12 protein-coding genes and 1 tRNA gene are annotated in these 14,137 nt (G+C 56.7%); 3 read left to right on the top strand and 10 right to left on the bottom strand.

Features of this window, described 5'->3' with window-relative positions; all coding sequences use genetic code 11:
• Nucleotides 1-106: 106 nt before the first annotated feature.
• Nucleotides 107-183, top strand: a tRNA-Pro gene (locus OP498_RS00520).
• Nucleotides 184-334: 151 nt separating this feature from the next.
• On the opposite strand, the gene OP498_RS00515 is transcribed toward OP498_RS00520, so the two are convergent.
• Genes OP498_RS00515 through pglZ form a run of 5 tightly spaced genes read right to left on the bottom strand, consistent with a single transcriptional unit; the run spans nt 335 to nt 6,140 of the window.
• Entirely contained in the window at nt 335-571 is a 237-nt protein-coding gene (locus OP498_RS00515) for a hypothetical protein (RefSeq protein WP_280545981.1), read from the bottom strand.
• Nucleotides 572-608: 37 nt separating this feature from the next.
• Complete coding sequence (gene brxL / locus OP498_RS00510; protein ID WP_280551658.1) at nt 609-2,666, bottom strand: protease Lon-related BREX system protein BrxL; 2,058 nt, start codon at nt 2,664-2,666, stop codon at nt 609-611.
• Between the two features lie 27 nt (nt 2,667-2,693).
• Nucleotides 2,694-3,221 (bottom strand): DNA-binding protein, encoded by a 528-nt coding sequence (locus OP498_RS00505; RefSeq protein ID WP_280551656.1) that lies wholly within the window; start codon nt 3,219-3,221, stop codon nt 2,694-2,696.
• Complete coding sequence (locus OP498_RS00500) at nt 3,218-3,454, bottom strand: hypothetical protein (protein WP_280551654.1); 237 nt, start codon at nt 3,452-3,454, stop codon at nt 3,218-3,220. The genes OP498_RS00505 and OP498_RS00500 overlap by 4 nt, the downstream gene beginning before the upstream one ends.
• A 55-nt stretch (nt 3,455-3,509) precedes the next feature.
• Entirely contained in the window at nt 3,510-6,140 is a 2,631-nt protein-coding gene (gene pglZ / locus OP498_RS00495; RefSeq protein WP_280551651.1) for a BREX-1 system phosphatase PglZ type A, read from the bottom strand.
• A 125-nt stretch (nt 6,141-6,265) separates the two neighbouring features.
• On the opposite strand from pglZ, the gene OP498_RS00490 reads away from it, so the two are divergent.
• A complete protein-coding gene (locus OP498_RS00490; protein WP_280551649.1) occupies nt 6,266-6,541 on the top strand; it encodes a type II toxin-antitoxin system RelE/ParE family toxin in 276 nt (91 codons plus the stop codon).
• A 16-nt stretch (nt 6,542-6,557) separates the two neighbouring features.
• Nucleotides 6,558-6,866, top strand: a complete 309-nt coding sequence (locus OP498_RS00485) for a HigA family addiction module antitoxin (protein ID WP_280551647.1) — start codon at nt 6,558-6,560, stop codon at nt 6,864-6,866.
• A 12-nt stretch (nt 6,867-6,878) separates the two neighbouring features.
• On the opposite strand, the gene OP498_RS00480 is transcribed toward OP498_RS00485, so the two are convergent.
• From OP498_RS00480 to pglX, 5 genes are all read right to left on the bottom strand, one after another.
• On the bottom strand, nt 6,879-7,202 hold the full coding sequence (locus OP498_RS00480; protein ID WP_280551645.1) for a hypothetical protein: 324 nt from the start codon (nt 7,200-7,202) through the stop codon (nt 6,879-6,881).
• Between the two features lie 651 nt (nt 7,203-7,853).
• Nucleotides 7,854-8,630, bottom strand: a complete 777-nt coding sequence (locus OP498_RS00475) for a hypothetical protein (protein ID WP_280551642.1) — start codon at nt 8,628-8,630, stop codon at nt 7,854-7,856.
• Between the two features lie 97 nt (nt 8,631-8,727).
• Entirely contained in the window at nt 8,728-9,609 is an 882-nt protein-coding gene (locus tag OP498_RS00470) for a DUF4231 domain-containing protein (protein ID WP_280551640.1), read from the bottom strand.
• Complete coding sequence (locus OP498_RS00465) at nt 9,606-10,016, bottom strand: TIR domain-containing protein (RefSeq protein WP_280551638.1); 411 nt, start codon at nt 10,014-10,016, stop codon at nt 9,606-9,608. The genes OP498_RS00470 and OP498_RS00465 overlap by 4 nt, the downstream gene beginning before the upstream one ends.
• 240 nt (nt 10,017-10,256) lie before the next feature.
• Nucleotides 10,257-13,979: a BREX-1 system adenine-specific DNA-methyltransferase PglX gene (gene pglX, locus OP498_RS00460; protein ID WP_348533467.1), complete on the bottom strand. Its 3,723-nt coding sequence runs from the start codon at nt 13,977-13,979 to the stop codon at nt 10,257-10,259.
• Nucleotides 13,980-14,137: the final 158 nt, after the last annotated feature.

The following is a 14,137-nucleotide window of genomic DNA, read 5'->3' as shown; positions in this document are numbered from 1 at the left end:
TGAAACGGAAGCGCAAAAGGGACTTTTCATTTGCCCCGCGACGCGCTAGTATACGCCTCGTTCTCGGGGGCCAGGATCCACAGGCCAGGTAGCCCGAAAACCGCATCGGAGCGTGGCGCAGCTTGGTAGCGCGTTGCAATGGGGTTGCAAAGGTCGCAGGTTCGAATCCTGTCGCTCCGACCAGAAATATCAGAAAAAACGGCCACTTAGCTCTTTGCAGCAAGTGGCCGTTTTTCGTTGTCGCTCCCGTGGATTCCATATGGGTTCCATGCGAGAGCAACAACCAGCGACGTCCCGCGCCCTACCCTCCTATTGCTTCCTCTATGCCAAGGCGTCAGTCCAGAAAGACACCGATGCCCTCCTCATCGATGGCTGCATGCAGCGCACCCAAGGCAGCCTGGTCGGTGGTGAAGCGGTCGTCCCAGACGTGGGAGGTGCCGTCCGCGTTAACGACCTCCAGCAGCCAGTCGACCTCCTCCTCCAGGCGGTAGATATCGACTTGCAGGGTGTGGCCATCGCGGGTGATGGACTGGCTGAGTGGGCTCTGAATAAGTTCGGGTTCGGTGCTCACTAGATTCTCTCCAGAATCGTTGTCGGGGTAAGGGGGATTACTCCACCCCCAGCGCCTTCACCACGGCATCCACCGGCTCGGCATAGAAGCTGGTCTGGAACTTGGTGAACAGCTCGGCGGGAATGGTGGCGATATCCGCGGCACTGGCCATGGGCAGGGTGACGCGCTTGCCGCCGGCGTCGAAGGACACCTGCAGGCACTCGGCCAGGCTCTCCACGGGCTTCAGGCTCCCGCCCAGGCTCATGTCGCCCAGCACCACCATCTGGCCCTGGGTGGGCCTGCCCAGCAACCCTGATGCGAAGGCCACCAGGCTGGCCAGGGCGAGGTCGCGCAGTACGCCGGTATTCTGCAGGTCGACCACGTGCAGGTGGAAGTCGTGCTCCAGCACCTTGCTGGAGCCGCTGACGCGGCTGGCATTGGCCTTGAAGTAGTCGAAGGCCATCTTGACCTGCTCCTTGGCGGCGGTGGAGTTCCACAGCCCCGACATCGCCAACTTGCCGCTGCCGGCGGTGACCTGCAGCTCGATGCGGTAGACCCCCGGCATGCCCTTGTCGCTGAGTCCGATGGTGTGCACCACGCCTGGCTTGCCGAGGCCCTCGGGAATCAGCCCGCCGCCGCCCTGCTCCTTCACCGAGACGAAGTGCTCCTCAAGCGTCTCCTTGTCGATGTAGCTGAAGTGGACGTCGTAAAACTCCATGCCGCCGATCTTCTTCAGCTGCTCCTTCACCCGGCGGCGCACCTGCAGGGCGTACGCCAGGCACTGGCGGACGTCGTCTTTCTGGTACTTGCCATGGGGGTGCAAAAGCTTAAGCAGGCCGGAGACGGTCTTGCGCACGGCGATGACGTCACGCTGGTTGAGGTTGTCGCCCAGGCGGAAGTGCTGGTCGATGGCATCGGCGAAGCTGCGCTTGCGCATCTCGCAGAAGAACTCGGCCAGGTAGTCGACAATGAAGCCGTAGCGCTGGGTGAAGAACGATGGCCGCATCTTGGGGATCTCCCAGCCCGGGATATAGGCGTGGAAGCGGTCGAAGAAGGCGGCATCGATCATGGCGTCGGGGAATGGGGTCAGCAGGTGGCTGGTCTTCACCAGCGACTCGACGCTCTGGTTGATGTTGCCGATGAACACCATGGAGGCAGAGGCCTCCATCTGCTCGCGCCCGCGAGCGAAGGAGCCGGAGGCCATGTAGTCCTTCATGATCTGCACGCCGTCCTTGTCCTTGAACGAGATGCCGGCCACCTCGTCGAAGGCCACCAGGTCCCACATGCCCACCAGGCCGATGCGCCGCGAGCTCATGTTGTAGAACAGATTGGCCACGGTGGTCTGGCCGCCCGAGACCAGGATGCTGTTGGGTGAGCACTCCTTGTAGATATGGCTCTTGCCCGTGCCGCGGGGGCCCAGCTCGCAGACGTTGTAGTTGTTCTCGACGAAGGGAATCATTCGGGCCAGCAGGTGCCACTGCACCTCGGCGTCGAGCTCGGCGGGCTCCATGCCGATGGAGCGCACCAGGACCTCGCGCCACTGGTCGGTGGTGAAACCGCGCCGCCCCTCGAACAGCTCCTCCATGTTCATGTGGGGCATCTGGATCGGCTTGAGCTGGCTGACCCCGAACGGCGAGCCGCGCTGACCCTCCTCGTGGTAGTAGCTCAGGGTGGCGATCACCCAGATCCCGCCCACCAACAGCTTCTCGTGCTCCTTGACGATGCCCGCCGAGATCTCGGCATCCTTGATGCCCAGGTTGCTGAACGCCGCCTCGTAACAGTCCTGCTTCTCGTTGAGGCGCACCATCACCCGGTCGATCACCTTGAAGCTGCCTCGCTCGCGGACCAGCGACTTGACCTTCTCGGCCTCGTCGGGGCGCACGTAGTTGTCGGTGAGGATCGTCTTGACGTTCTTCAGGCCCTCATCGATCACCTCCGGATCGTCGGTGGCGCAGTACATGCCAAGCAGATACTCCAGCACGTACACCGGCACGTTGGCGCCTTCCTTGACCCGCTGGGTCAGGTCCTTGCGCACCACCCGGCCGGCAAAGTGGGTGTTGAGCAGGGTGTCGAGGTCGGCAGACTCGTCTGTGCTGACGTTGGGGAGCGCTTCCATTCGAGCGGGTTCCATCGGATTGGTCATTTATGACACCAGGGCATCATCGAAGTGGCGGATGTGCTCCGGCGACACCCGGCGGCTCTCGCGGGCCACATTGGCCTGCATGCCGGCCTGTGCCACCTCGCGTAACGCCTCGTCGATGGTCCTGCGCTGATGCGTCTGGAACCAGTCCAGCACTTCGGTCAGGTGCCACAAGGAAGCACGACCTTCATGCAGCGGCAGTGGAAAGGTGGCCAGGTGCTTTTGCAGCAACTTGCGCATGTTCTGGCGGGTGAAATCCAGTAGCTCGGCGATATCCGTGACGCCGACCAGGTCAGGCCCCACCTCGATCAGTCGGGCCTCAGGGATGGCGCGCTTCACATCCGCCATGGCGCTGGTAATCGCCTGCTGAGCCGACCCCGCCTCGCGGGAAAACTCCAGGGCCAAGCGCCCCTTCAGCCCAACGCCGATCAAGGCATCGTCACAGCCCGCCTCGAACAGGCGGGATTCCAGCGCCTCCATGCCGAGGTCACCGGGCACCGCAAACTTGAGGGTAAAGTCGTAGGTCGTCATGTCTCGTCCTCCTCGGAGGATGTGCCACCCGTGCAGTTGTCGACCACGCGGCGCAGTTGCCTGCTCCACACACTGACGATGCAGAACTCGCCACAGCGGCACTCGCTGTCGTTGTGTGGGCAGTACAGCCGGCCCCAGGCATGCCCCGAAGCGGGCTCAATCCGCCAGCCCTGCGCCTCGGCATGGACCAGCGCCGCCTCGATGTCCTTCTTGCTGTGTCGTGGGCGGGTCATCGTGTCTCCTGCCAGTAGCTTAGGCATTCGCCGCCAAGGTTGTCAATTGACAACCTCAAAAGAAATCATCGGTAAACGCCAGGTCAATGACCACCCGGTAGCGCTCAAGCTCGGTGCCCAAGTCCTTGTCGCGCAGCACCAGGAAGTAGTCACGCTTGCGGTCGAAGTCGGTGCCGGAGAGCGAGAGGCGCACCGACTTCATGCGTTCGTTCATGTTGTCGCGGGTGCTGTCGAAGGTCACCGTCTCCTCGCTGGAGACGGCCTCGGTACCTTCGAAGATGGCCAGGGCCAGGGTGATGGGCTTGAGCTGCTCGCTGACCGCCTCGGTCTGCAGCAGCTCGAAGCGCTGGATGTTGTTGACCATCTTCAGCGAGGCCTTGGGCGAGATCACGTCCACCTTGCGGCGGGTGCGCTTCTCGACCTTCTCGCCGCGCAGCTGCTTGACGGTGAGCACCGGCACGACGATCTCCTGGGGCATGATGCCGCCATGCACGAAGCGGGCCCCGCCGACGAAGTGGAAGCGATGGGCGCCCTTGGGAATCCAGAATTCGGTCTCGCAGGTGGTGCCGGCGGTCTCGCGGGTATGCCCGTGCCATACGCTAGGATTGTCGGGCAGGCTCGTCCCGAGCACGTAGCGCTTCTTGCTCTTGAAGGCGCCGGCCGGCTTATCGGTCAGGCTGGTGCGGTCGGTGGCATCCAGCTTGCTACGCTGGAACAGGAAGCCGTGGTCAGCCGTGACCAGCACGGTGCTGGTGTTGAGGTGCATGAGGATCTTGCGGGTGAGCGTATCGAGCTCCTCGATGGCATCCTCCACCGCGGCGAAGGTCTCGCTCTCGGTGCTGGCGGCATCGCCCCGGGCATCCACCACGTTGTGGTAGACGTAGACCAGCTGCATGCCCTTGATTGCCTCGCGGCCCTGCTCACGGGACCAGCCCTTGACCTCCTCGGCGGTCACGGCCATGGCCTGGTCACTCACGGCGGCGCTCAGGCGCTGGCTGCGGTTCTCGGTGCCCTGGCTGGACTTGCCATCCACTAGCACGCTGTCGCTGCCGGGCTGGTAGCTCAGTTCCCGGTGAGGCAGCAGTGAGGCCATGCCCAGGGTGGTGTAGCTCGGCACCACGCCGAGCTGGCTGCCCAGGGTGGCCTCGCTATAGCGCTTGGCGTTGATGCGCCCTCGCAGTTCCTCGGCCGCCTCATAGCGGAAGGCGTCGCTGATGATCACCACCAGGCGCTTGTTGCGGTGGGCGTCCAGGTGCGGGCGCACCACGTCGCGGAAGAAGTGCTGCTGGTTGGGGAGGCGCGGCAGCTTCCATTCGTGCAGGCGCCCCTCGGCGTCGATGCGCTCGCTCCAGTTGCGGGTGAGCTGGCCCAAGAACCACTCTTCGTAGCAGCGCTCCACCGCCTCATCGAGCTTCTTGAGCAGCTCCACGCCGGTGCTGTCGGAGGCCACCGCGTAGTGGCGGTAGGCGGTATCGAAGCGGTAGAGCTCGCTGCTGTAGGCGTGGTAGAGCGCCTCGACGCTCTCGTAGTGGAAGCCGTTGAGGTGCTGCTGTCGCAGAGCAAACAGGTCGATGGCGGCGCTAAGGGCGGCGTAGAGCTGGCGATAGCGCGCCCGGCGCTCGTCGTTCTTGTGCCGCGAGGCCCAGTAGCCGTCCAGGCGCTCGGCGATGATGCCGCGGAACATCTCCAGGTCACGCACGTCGGCCTGGGGGATGGCCAGACACAGGTCGACGATGATCTGCTTCTCGACCACCTCGAAGGTCGCCACCTTGGCCAGCCGCTCCAGCGGCACGTCGCGGATCTTGTCCTCGATGCGCAGCGCCTCGGCGACCCAGCCGGAGATCACATCGAAGGCCGGGTAGAAGCGCGAGCTGTCCCGCCAGCGGGAGAGCAGCGCCCGAGAGGTGGCCCGGGCATTCACCGAGGCGATGGCATGGCTCTGCGCCCAGTCGGGGATCTCGGAGATGCTCTCGCAGTAGCCGGTGGTCAGCAGCCGCAGCATCAGCTGGCCGAGCGGCAGCGGTGCCTCGCCACTGAGCTCCGCCTGGCTGGCGGGATACCCTACCTCCAGCTGCAGCGCTCTCACCAGGCTCGGCACCAGGGCGTACTTGGCCATCTCCTCAAGCGACGAGGGATTGCCTTCCAGCCCCGTCTCCTCGGCCACTGCCTGATCGGCCAGATGGAACAACAGCGTAGCAATATCGCCGGCGGGCGCACCCACCACGGCAGCGCACATGGCCAGGTCCAGGCCATCCTCGTCCATCTCCGGCGTGACCAGGCGTTTGAGCGCCTCGATGCGCTTGCGGTTGCCCAGGAACGCCTGGCGCTGTGCCAGATGCTCACGCATCGCATGCCGCGTGAGGCCCAACTCATTGAAGGTCATCGACAGCTGATCGGCGTAGAAGCGGCCGGAGTAGAGCTTGATGTCCAGCAGCCAGTCATCCTCCGGCGCCGGCTCGGCGTAGGGGAAGTAAAGCAGCGTGGGCGTTTCCTGTTCGTCCAGCTCAAGGCGCAGCTTCACACCGAAGGTGGACTGCCCGGCCATGTTAAGGAACTGCACGCCATCCAGGGCCAACTCATCCAGCGCTTCGGCAAAGTGGCCGGGGGCGTCGTACCAGAAAACCAGGCGGTGTTCGTCAGTGACGAACGCGCGTTGGAGCCCTTGCTGGAGTTTGTCGAGCTGCATCTAGCCTCCTTGCAGATTGAACACCGTGAGCGGATATCGACCGCAGTATCGCGAAACAGGACAAGACACGGCACCAGTGTAATCTTTCTGTTTACATAAGTAATCCATCAGGCTACACTGCTCCCATGATCAAGACCTTCAAGAACAAGGGCCTGGCGACGCTCTGGGAAAGCGGCAAATCCAGGATCGACAAGCGCATGCACAGGCGTCTCTTGATCCGCCTGGCCGTGATCAACGAAGCCACCAGCGTCGAAGACATCAACTTGCCAAGCTATAACTTCCATGGCTTGCAGGGCTTCAACCCCAAGCGCTACACCGTACATGTGAACGGCCCTTGGTGCCTCACCTTTGCATTCGAGGGCGGCAACGCCTACCAAGTCGATTTCGAGCAATATCACTGAGAGAGATGGAATCACTATGGCGATTACCGCAAAGCAAAACCCCAACCACTGCCCGCCGCACCCCGGCGAGGTGATCGATGACATGCTGCAGGATCTGGACTACAGCAAGAGCGCCATCGCGAAAATGTTGGGCATCTCACGTCAGCAGCTGCACGCCATCCTGGCCGCGCGCAAGCCGGTATCACCTGAAATGGCGGCACGCCTCGGCAAGCTGTTCGGTAACGGCCCTGGGCTGTGGCTGCGTCTCCAGGCCGCCCACGACGCCTGGCACGCCGAGCGAGAAGTCGACGTCAGCGCGATTCCCTCGCTGAAAATTGCGGGATGAATCCCGGGGGTTTCAAGCTGAATGTTGACTGATTTCCACCGCCGATTCATCTCCACAATGGATGAAAATGCGTCCTTTGGCGGTATCAGAAGATATAATCTCAAACCAGCCACGGCCTGATTTCACGCGGCCGTCATCATTGCCCGACCAGGAACACTCGATGCGCAGCCCATCATCCGAAAGACGATAGTCAATCTGGCCTTCTACAGCCCCGAAGATAAAATAGCCAAGGCCATTCTCATCAAAACGGAAGTGGCCAGGCTCGATCAAGTCAACGAAGTCCTGATCCCACATTTCCATCCAGGTGATACGCCAACGGCCGACGGGATTGATCATAGCAGCTCCTTGACGTTGACGGTTATTGATTGATTTCATCCAAGAATATATCGTGCTCGATGGCATCCTCGATAGCGGAATCCAGCCGAACCAGCAAATCCTCGAAGGACTCGTTAGGCCGCCTGACTAACATGGCAAGGCATTCGGCTTCTCACATGCAGTGGCACCACAGTGAACGGGACTCACTCTTCCGATGGTTATTTCGCCATAATTATCAACAAGTTCTTCAATATTTTTTAGATTCATAAAGATTCCTGATTACGCACTAGACTCAGCCGCAGTGAAGGATCTGCCGTTAAGTACCTACGATTCAATCTCTTGCGGAGAAATCTCCACATCGTGAATTTTGACTCCGGTTGGCGTCCTGAATATAGTGACGCGCATATCATTTTGAAAATCAAGGGGTTTCTCGTGGGCTTCCGTAGCGTAGCTGAGCATCATGAGTAATCAGGTAAAGATTTTCACCACAAATTATTGAAGTTCACTTCATCCCCTCAAGCCAATACTCGGCGTGCCAACACCGTGATCCTCGAAAGGTTTTTTGGCAATTTACGCTGCGGCGGCCATAAAAAAATCATTACTAATATATTAGAGAGGTGCCCGTAAGAAGACTAACGCCGCATGTAGCGACTTGTTCGGTGAAATTCTTTGTTAAGCATCCGCTTCCTGTTCATAATCGCCATCCGATAGGTCTGCATCTGTCACTTTCTCTAGCACGTATCGAATGGGTTTAGTAACCATCCTTTTCAGTTTGAGAGCTCTAGCAGTAAATGAATCCAATTTATCAATAAGTTCACCCAACCGGCGCAGGACTTCAGGATTTTGGGCTGCCGCATCTTTCAGTTCGTCTTGGTTGGCCAATACAGCCCCAACAGTCCCTTGAAGCGCCTCCTTAAGCCCTTTTGCACCTTTGATTCTGTACATGCTTATTGAGTTTCTTAAGCGCTCCACTTCTTCAAGCAGTGATAGTCGTAATACATCCGGCAAGGAAGAGTTAAAAACCGCTTCGAACAATGCTTCAGTTTTTTTAACTATTTCCGCCAAGTCCTCTTCCGATAACGTATCTTCCGTGTAAAAGGTAGACAGCTGTTCGGCACAAAACTGTAACCTTGTAAGAGCCTCATCAGTTAGATGTGTTTTGACGGAATTCCAACTAGCCCCCAAATTAAGCGGAAAAAACGCCCGGTTGATTTGATTAAATGATTTCAAATACAATTCATGATTCAACTGATTATTCATCTTTATTAAAGATTGAATCTCATTTGAAAGCGAATACAACTCCACCACCGCTTTAGTGACTGTCACTTCATCTTGCTCAATATCGAGAACGGTTGCCCAAACCGCTCTGACTTTATCTTGGTCCTTTTGATTTTTCGCATGTGACAAGATTTTGTGCAATCTTCCAGCGGGATTACTTTCATCAATCAAATGTGATTCTCCTATTATTGTTTAACGTCCGCAGCACGTGCGTCTTTGTAGCAAAAGCGAAGCCGCAGCGAAAAGCCGTCTGCCGTGACTACGATAGTTAGAGAGCATTTTGCCGAGCGACCCACTGTGTATGCTCGCGGGAAAAAGCTAGTTCCGCCTCATTGACAAATTCCGATAAATCTTCTTCTGAATCCACTTCTTCTAAGCGCCCTTGTATGATGCCTATTTCATGTGCCGTTAATGTATAAGCAGAAGTCAATTCATTGAATTTTTTTATTTGCATCCAGCCGATAATTGAGGACGCTAACACTATCAAAGGTTCAAAGGGCCAGAAATTCCATTCTGGAATCGATGGGCGCACAACCAGCAGAATAATTGCAACTGCATAAATTGCTGTGCACGCAACAACCCATCGGCTAGCTGCTGTTCTGTTGTATCCCGCTTTGTTCATGTACCAAGTCCGTTGCTCTCGTATACGGTTTTCCATGTAATAATGTTTCCGCTCTTCGAGCGATAAAGCTCGGATATCATCCATAGAATCTGTGATTTGGTCATCCGCAGCCGAATCGGGGGGGATCCGATCACCTATAAAGCGATTTGCACGAAGAATTTCACGTAGATGATTTCTAAACTCAGAACGTCTCACTCGAACATCTGTTACATCTTCGAACGGTGCCGCTCTCAAACAGTATCGCCAAGTCGATGTTTTTATCGATTCTGCAAGAGCTCGTCCTTTATACCAATCTTGTTCTGGCTTTGTCTTCGATCGATAAAGTAACAGTACGACAAGCGCAATAAAAACGAGCGCGTGTATTGATTGTACCAACCTGCCAGGGCTAGCAATCATTGAAAGAATTGCAGCCAGAACCAGAAGAAAATATTCAGACATCAACAGACGATGGTACCAGTTCTGATATGTTGCTGACATGTCGCTCGAAGCTTTATAAAGTGCTGGGTATATGAGAGACAGGGTCTTCAAGGGGTTATTTCCCTAATCCCAGAAACAATAGATGCAGCGTTCCAGCCAACCATCTTATTCGCCGCTAATTTTACGCTAGCAGGCGTTCGCTCAGCACCCCAAGGGATAATACCAAGAATAGGTTTATTGAGAGATTTAGCGTAATCGATTTCAAATTGAATCCAACCGCTATGCGCTACATACATTCCCGCCAGCACAACCACACACTGTATGGGACGAATCTGCTGACAGAGCTCTTCTTCTAAAGCTCGTCGAGACATATTCTCGAACTTCTTGTCGACCGGCACCGAGAAATTTGTCCAAATAAAATTGGGAGCAGCGTTAATAAATTTGATAGCGCGCTGGTATTTTTCGCTATAACTCCACGCATGGCTAATAAATAGTCTGTAGTTATGTAAGTAGGGCACGAATTATCTCCTTATCCTATTATGTAGCGCAGTCTGTGTTCTGATGAGTGTAACAGGTACTAGACTGCCGATTCTATGATTGGATGAACGTGGCGGCAAGTCCATTCGGACAATGCAGTCTGCTTTTTATAGCGCAACTAGATTCCGATATATTATTAATTTTTGTTGGGCTATTTATGCAGAATTCGCGTGGCAAGAAATTTTCCTTCCAGCCATTGTGGACTGGCATTGTGGTTTTCATTACGCCTTCTCCCCCGTTACCGCCTTCACCTCCGCCAATAAACCCCCAAACTTCCCATAGTTCACCTTAACCCCATCATCCAGGTCCAGTGAGATCCGCTGGTCGGCGTAGTGGCGCAGCTTCTCATCGAAGGTGTTGAGCTCGGCTTGCTGCTTGTAGAGATTGCTCAGTTGCTTCTCGATGCTCTTGGCTTCGGCGGCGGAGGCGCTGGACTCCTTGTCCTGTTCTAGTTTTTCGACGTAGCTGGCGAGCTTCTCGGTGAGCGGGATTACGTAGTCAGTACGCATCTCGGCCAAAGTGCTTTCGTTGTAGCGGTGCAGGTAGACCAGGCACTCGAAGGCTTTCTGCTTGCCTGACGAAAACAGCCAGTAGATGGGGCGTTTCTTGTAGGTGCGCAGGTGATCCTTGTAGAACTGCGTGCTCAGGTAGCGGCGGATGGTGTCCAGCGCCACCTCGCCCTTCTTGGGGTTGATGGCGTGCAGGCAGAGGCTTTCGGCGACGAAGTCGAGGTTTTCCTGCAGGTGTTCTTCGCCCCAGACGGTGCGAACGAAATCACGGAAGCGGTTGGTGGCGTCGTCGGGGTACCACTCCTGATCGGTCAGCGGGATGATTGCGTTTTCATCGGGTGCGAAGCTGGGGTCAGGGATCTGGGCGAGGTAATCACGGATGGTTTCGCCCTGGCTGGCAAGGATCAAGCCTGGCTTTTCCAGCGAATAGCGGCCCATCATGCAGCCGATGGAATAAGAAACCAGCTCCTTGAGGGTGTCGCACTGGAGTAGGGATTCCAACTCTTCTTTGGAGCGTTTGCCACTATAGCGATAGTCGGGGTTGCAGGTAAGGGTAATTTCTTCTATCGGCACTTCAGGTGTTAGTTCATTTTGCAGACCGTAGGCATTGATGAACAGGAAGTTGTTTTCTTCTTCTAGCCGTTGCATCTCCAAGGTTGTATCGCGCCAGTGAGCCGATAGTTGCCGATAGGCCGCCTTAAGAATCGGCTGCCGGTAGTCAAGTTTCAGCAGCGGAAAAGCAGTGAAGTCCCAAGAGGTTTCAAAAGTATCCCAATCATTCTTCGTAAAACTTACAGCTTGGTCAGTGATTGATACAATATTATGTGGAAGATTCCTTGCTATTGGCAGCGATGCTATGTTTCCTATTTGGTAGTGCAGTGTTGGATTCAATACGGGCAAATAATAATTAGATAGTTTAGAACACAATAAAGCCAAACTTGATTTGACCTTGCTTTTTTCGCCAAAAGCACTTGGCCCAGCATTATCGTGCAATGCTCCCTCACCTGACAAGCGGGCGCTGAAGCGAGATGAAGTTACATCTGACCAACACAACGAGTATTTACCAAAGTATTTTTCGTTGCGAATGGTGCTTCTCGAATAAGCTCTAACCGCTGACCCATTATCATTCCAGTCAATCAAGTAATCGTTGTTGCCATACCACTTTCTAAACGCACCGCCTTTGTTATACCTTCTCCATCTTTTATTTGGATTTATATGTTCTAAAAAATAAGGAAGATCAACTTTTGTTTGACTTGGCTCGAACCAATATCTCAAGAATTGATCATTATTACCCGTATCAAGGCCTTTTTTAGGCGGCGTATAATCCTCCATTAATACTGAGTTAGAAAATGAATCTACAAGTGTGGTGCTAACCCAATAGGAAATAGGCCTACCCGGAATCTTCATGAAATCATACGGCCTGCCTTCATAGAACCAACCGCAATCTCGGTTCTGAGTGGCTTCAAGCAGTGCTCCCTTCTTCTCTTCCTCGGATTTACCCTCCACCAGCCGTAAATACGCGCCCAGATAATCCGGGTTGGCGATTTTCTCCATCACAAAGGCTGTTGCGGACACCACTTCGCCGCTAATGCTGTCGAACGCCCTGCCGCCTAAGTGGGCCATTGTGATGATAGTAGTTTTTTCCAACAACCATTCGCGAAGCTTTTCGTAGCTGGAGAGGAACATCCACGACTGCATATTGACCTGGGCGTTGTAGCCAAGTGGAGCCAACAGGCTAAAGGCGTGCTCCATAAAGATAGCAAAAAGGTCTGATTTGCTATTGGGGTATGTGTTTTTGGCGAAATCCTTAAGCGCCTTATTCATCCCCTTACTGCCCATATAGGGCGGATTAGCAATTACCGTATCATAGCGCTGCGCTAACACCCACGCCTGTTGCACAATCGGCACCAACTGCTTGGCAGCCGTCTTCTGCATGGTGTCACCACTCTCAGCGAGCTCGGTGAGCACCTCCAGCAGAGTCTTGAGTGGGGGTTCAAAGCTGTTGGGTACTTCAATCAGCGAGCCGAAGGTCTTGGCGTCCTGGAAGCGCTCGATCAGGTCTACGATGGCCTTGTAGGTGTTGTCGTTGCTTGAAAGGTGTTTCTGCTCACTCTCGAACAGGCTCTGCGACTGGCCCTGGTGCCAGTCGCCGGTGAGGTTGAGGTCGCGCCACAGGGTGCTGGCATCCAGGTGCTGGGTGCTCTGCAGGGCCATCACGTTGAGGCGGATGCCTCTTGTGAAGATCCGGCGGTCGTCTTCCCGGGCCTTCATCAGCAGCGCGAAGCCGGCGAGCTGGGCGGCACGGTCGTCGATATCCAGGCCGAACAGGTTGTTCTCCAGGATCAGCTTGGGGATGTCCCGGGAGCGGTAGCCGCGTTCCTCGTAGATGGCTTTCAGCACGTTGTAGGCCTCGACCAGGATATGCCCGGAGCCACAGGCGGGGTCGAGCACCTTGATGGTTTCTGGGTCGATGCTGGCCGGGGTGATGGCGTCCAGCTGGGCCTGCACCTCGGGCTCCTGCTCGGCGGGCTCGATGTAGTACGGCATCTGGCCCTTGAGGGGGGAATCCGGGTAGGTCTGCAGCCACTGACGGCCGACGGAGTTCTGGACAAGGTACTGGACGATCCAGTTGGGGGTGAACAGCTGGGTGGCGGCGGGAATGTCCTCGCTCTTCACCACCTTGCCGATCACCTGGTCCTTCTTCTCGGCGATGTAGAACTGGTAGAGCCAGCCGATCACCTCGACGTCCCGCCAGTCTTCCTCGGGAATCGCCTCGACCAGCTCGCGGATAAGCGAGTCGGTCTTGGTCAGGTTGTCCGGTAGCAGCAGCTCGCTGGCGTCGTCCAGCGGCTCGAACAGGAACGGCATGGCCTCGTGCAGGGCGTGGCACTGGGCCAGCAGCAGCTCGCGGTAGAGCGCCTCGTCCTGGGTGCCGTCGAGCTTGAGCTCGCGCACTCGGGCAGTATCCAGGCTCTTGTCAAGGGCAGGCAGGTCGATCTCCAGGCAGTCATCGAGGAGCTGGAAACCGCCATCGTGGTCCGGGTGGGAGAGCACCCGCCGGCCATGATCCAGGTAGCCCTTGATCTCCATGAAGCGGATCGCACACAGGCGGTTGAACCAGCTGTAGGCCGCCTGCTCCATGGCCTGCTCGAAACCCAGCTGGGTCACCCACTTGGCCAGCGCCTCACGGGGGCCACGCAGGCTCTTGGGAAAACTGTGGGTCTGGCCATCCAGGGCGCTGATCAGCATCACGTCGCCACGCACCTCGGCGGGCGCTACGTGGCCCTCGCCCTTGTGACCAGAGCTGATGCCGTAGCGGGCGGCCTGGCGGGTCATGGTCTCGATGAAGCGGGTACGCGCCTTGGGGGCGTACTTCTTGATGTTCCCTGTGTTCATGCTGGATTCCTGATCTTGCGGGTTGCCCTTGGCGGGCAAGGTGTTCTCGCCTGTCCCGTGTCCCAGGACACGGGACAGGCCACTTGATGCATGGGCAGGCGCGTCAAGAGCTTTCGGTCGCTGACGGTGCCATGTACAGCAACGGGCGCCGCCACATCCGCGCTTGTTTGGCAAAGCCCACGGCAGCTATGCTCTTC

The organism is Halomonas sp. 25-S5 (assembly GCF_029889845.1).
Lineage (GTDB): Bacteria > Pseudomonadota > Gammaproteobacteria > Pseudomonadales > Halomonadaceae > Halomonas.
The sequence above is the reverse complement of the archived record's forward strand: the minus strand, read 5'-3'. Positions and strand labels throughout refer to the sequence as shown.

Bases quoted from the DNA above. Each gene is read 5' to 3' on its own strand.
- OP498_RS00505 (WP_280551656.1), bottom strand. From the start codon at position 3,221: ATGACGACCTACGACTTTACCCTCAAGTTTGCGGTGCCCGGTGACCTC.
- OP498_RS00500 (WP_280551654.1), bottom strand. From the start codon at position 3,454: ATGACCCGCCCACGACACAGCAAGAAGGACATCGAGGCGGCGCTGGTC.
- OP498_RS00480 (WP_280551645.1), bottom strand. From the start codon at position 7,202: ATGATCAATCCCGTCGGCCGTTGGCGTATCACCTGGATGGAAATGTGG.
- OP498_RS00485 (WP_280551647.1), top strand. From the start codon at position 6,558: ATGGCGATTACCGCAAAGCAAAACCCCAACCACTGCCCGCCGCACCCC.
- brxL (WP_280551658.1), bottom strand. From the start codon at position 2,666: ATGGAAGCGCTCCCCAACGTCAGCACAGACGAGTCTGCCGACCTCGAC.
- pglZ (WP_280551651.1), bottom strand. From the start codon at position 6,140: ATGCAGCTCGACAAACTCCAGCAAGGGCTCCAACGCGCGTTCGTCACT.
- OP498_RS00490 (WP_280551649.1), top strand. From the start codon at position 6,266: ATGATCAAGACCTTCAAGAACAAGGGCCTGGCGACGCTCTGGGAAAGC.